General features: G+C 56.2%; 1 protein-coding gene and 1 pseudogene. Both read right to left on the minus strand.

The features are described 5' to 3' along the window. Window positions 1-2,447, minus strand: a pseudogene (locus tag CPT76_RS42395) (beta-ketoacyl synthase N-terminal-like domain-containing protein); the annotation flags it as partial. Between the two features lie 11 nt (window positions 2,448-2,458). Continuing rightward, a partial coding sequence (locus tag CPT76_RS35770; protein WP_146116558.1) for a beta-ketoacyl [acyl carrier protein] synthase domain-containing protein occupies window positions 2,459-3,970 on the minus strand: 1,512 nt, incomplete at its 5' end.

The following is a 3,970-nucleotide window of genomic DNA, read 5'->3' on the forward strand; positions in this document are numbered from 1 at the left end:
TATAAGGATTCAGCTCTTCCGCATGCAGGGAAGGAACGAGCGTTTTGTGGTAGATTTGCAGGGCGGCTTTCTGTAAACCGATGACACCTGCCGCGGATTCCGCATGCCCGATGTTGGACTTGACCGATCCGATCGCGCAGTATTGGCGATCCTGGGAATCGCCGCCGAAAGCGCGGATCAAGCCTTCCATCTCAATCGGATCCCCAAGCGACGTACCTGTGCCGTGGGACTCAACGTACCCGATCGTCCGTGGATCGATTCCGGCCTGCGACAAGCAGTCGGCAATAACTTCCGCCTGTGCGACCGGCCCGGGAACCGTGAACCCACTTACCGCTCCGACATGATTTACAGAACTGGCTTTGATAACGGCATAAATGCGGTCACGGTCTTCAATGGCCTTGCCTAACGGCTTCAGCAGCACTGCGGCCGCCCCTTCGGATGAGACATAACCGTCCCCATCCTTGCCGAACGTCCTGCACCGGCCATCGCTGGAATGCATTCCCCACAGTCCGTAGGTCACGTACTTGGCTGGATGGAGCGACAAATTGATCCCTCCGGCCAGCGCAACCTCGCTTTCTCCACGCTGCAGGCTTTCCACTGCCAAATGGACGGCGGTTAAGGAAGATGAGCACAGCGTATCGACCGTCATGCTCGGTCCATGAAAATCGCAATAGTACGAAACGCGGTTTGCAATCGGACCGGTCTGCAGCGACAGCGGGAAAGTCGCCCCACGCGACATCGCTTCCGCCCCGATGAGCGAATAATCCTTATGCATGACACCGGCGAATACACCGACTCTGCGCCGGGCATTGCCGTGCGGCGGTACGATTGTATCGGGCGTATAGCCGGCATCTTCCATCGTCTCCCAGCAGACCTCAAGAAACAGGCGTTCCTGGGGATCCATCGTCTCTGCTTCCCTTGGGGAAATCCGAAAAAACTTCGGATCAAACGCATCCGGGTCGTCGATGAACCCGCCCCATTTGGAAATGTCTTTTCCCGATGGGGATTTGATATGCCCCATGCTCACCCGGTCCCAACGCGAAGGTGGGATCTCCGTCACGCAGTTTTTTTCCGTCCAGCAGGTTTATCCAGAACTCATGAATGTTCCCTGCCATCGGATACCGGCCGGCCATGCCGATGATGGCAATGTCACCCTCCGATCCCGAGCCCTTCGATGGGGCAGAAGAAGGCAGCTGTATCCTTGCCTTGCCAGATGGCTTCCTATCATACTGCCGTTCCTGCTCGTCAGACGGTGCCGGCGGCATGAATCTGTCATGGTAATGTTTGTCCAAATAGGAGGCAAGTTCCTGGATCGTTGTGTATTCGAATAACAACGTCGGCGACAAAGTCGTACCGATTCTGGACTCCATGGTTTTCACCATCCCCAGTAATCCTGAAGAGTCCAGACCAAGCTCGTAGTACCCGGCACGCCGATCGATCTGACCTCGGGCAATACCGAGTCTGTCCGCCAGGATATCGACCAGAAACTGTTCGATCGACTCAAGCGTTCCGCCGCTCTCCCGCGAAGCCAAGGGGTAGTCCGTTCCGGATTCGGCTTCTCCGATAGTCCCGATCCCGTTCCAATCCAGTCTTGAATCAACACTGATCCGGCCGGCTTCGCGAACCCGCTTGACCGTAAAATTCCGCAGCTCCGCAACCTTGCTTCCCTGGGAGTTGAAAAACTCCATCGTCCAGGAGATGAGCTCGTTCCGCCGGACGACCGAGTCTTTCCGGACAAGGGTATGACATTGCAGCTGTAGAGGCTCCACGGCGCGAAAAGATTCATAATACAAAGGCAGATACAAACGCGGTTCATCGGAAACCGGAGGTGCCAGAAATCTCGTTGCCCCTACCCCGCTGCCGTCGATGAGCGCAGGATGAAACAAAAACTGTTGCGCGCTCGGCTTGGCATCGGGTGCGACGCGAACGTCCATGATCACGGAGTCCGGCCGCTCGTAAAGCATCCCCTCCGCTTTGATCCATCCGGTGTGGACCAACTGCTGCTCGCGGTACTCGCTGTACATTCGCTCCAGCGGTACTACAGCAGGTGCGGCGTGACGACCCGGTTTAAAATCCAAATGATCATTGATAAAAGAGGACGCCTCCGTCAGATGCATTTCGGCTTCGGCATATAATTGGCTTTCGCCGAACGGCCGATCGTCCCCGGAAGAATGCCCTTGGTGCCCTTGGAGCCGAATCCCCCATATGCCGGTCATCTGGCGATCGGCAGCCAATTCCAGCCTCACACTTTCGGAACCGCTGATCAGCACTGGCCTGTGGATGGCCAGGTTGCGCAACTCCAGTTGCCGAAAGGAGAAGCCGTGCTTGTTAAACGCCTGATAGATTAGGTCAATATATGCCAAACCCGGCAATAAAGGCTGCCCGAATGCTTGATGGCCCGCGATGATAGGATTTCGGGCAGACAGATTAAAATATTCGTATATCACTTGGCTCCCCCCTAGTCGAATCTTTCCCAAAAGATAAGCTGCGGTTCGGCGGATGGCGGATTCTCGTCGGGACTTGTCAGCTCCCGCTCTACATCTTGTTTTTTTGGCCGTCTTTCCCATTCCGGAACCGGGAGCGGATCGCGCTCCTTACGAGCTCCAGACCAAACTGCGGCATCCTCTAAAATGACATGGACATTCGTTCCTCCGTCGGCGAAGCAGTTCAGGGCCGCCAACTTCGATTTCCGCTCCCAAGCGGTGGCTTCCCTCTCGAAATAAAACGGGGATGCCTGCAGGTCGAAATGGGCCATCGGTTGTTGACCGGACAGGAACGGAACGATGCTCCCGTGATGAAGCATGAGGACTACTTTGATCAGGCCGGCAATGCCTTCCGCGCACAGCGGGTGGCCGATATTAGGCTTGATCGATCCCAGCGCCAGCGGCACCTCCGAGTCGTTCCTGTAAATCGATTGAATCGTCTTCAGCTCGAGCAGATCGGTCACTTCGGTACCTGACCCGTTGACTTCAATGTAAGTGATGTCTTCCGCTTTTTTGCCGCTTTTGACCAAGGCTTCCCGAAGAACTTCCCGCTGGGCCTGGAGATTGGGAGCCGCCGGTCCGGCGGTCCGTCCGTCATTGTTGACGGCGATGCCTTGGATGACCGCATAGATCCGGTCTTCGTCCGCGAGAGCCTGCTCTACCGTTTTCAGCAGCACCATGCCTGCCCCTTCCCCTGGAATGATGCCGGCGGATCGCACGTCAAACAGATGGAACTGCCCGGATGCATTCAAAATGCCGCGCTGATCAAAAATTCGATGGGCTTGATCGCTCGTTAACAGATGAATGCCTCCAACTACCGCTCCTTGAATGTCCCCGCTTTTAAGCGCCTGAACAGCCATGTGCAAACCGACGAGGGAGGACGAACAGGCGGTATCCACCACCAGACTCGGTCCCCTGAAATCAAGGAATTGCGAAATGTTCGCCGCCAAATAATTTTGCCCGACGGCAACGATTGGGTTGCGGGCTTGCATCAGCGCTGACGCCTCGGGGGAATGCTGTGTTCTGGCCCCGAGATAAACCCCGTACCGTTTTCCCTTCACTTCCTGCAGAGTATATCCCGCATGGCAAATCAGCTTGACGCTCTCCTCGAGAAGCATCCGTGCCTGAGGATCCATGGCTCTGGCATCGGCTTCCGGGATCAGAAAATACGAAGCGTCAAAGCCTTCAATATCGTTCAGCCATCCTGCATCGTATCCGCTTGAATAGCCCCATCGTTCGCTTGGCATCCGGCGGATGGCTGATCTTCCATCGTTCAGCAGGTCCCAATACTCTTCCAGCGACTCGCCCCCGGGAAATCGGCATGACATGCCGACCACGGCGATATCTGACGAGGCAGCAGGCTCCGCTCGATGAGAGCCTGTTTCAACCGGATAATCATCCAAGCCCGAAGCGCGCGTATCCTCCCCGAGATCTGCATATCCCTGCTTGGCCGAGGCCGATGCTGTCAATACGCCGTGATCCCCATC

This window comes from Paenibacillus sp. AR247, from assembly GCF_002968895.1.
Lineage (GTDB): Bacteria > Bacillota > Bacilli > Paenibacillales > Paenibacillaceae > Paenibacillus_AQ > Paenibacillus_AQ favisporus.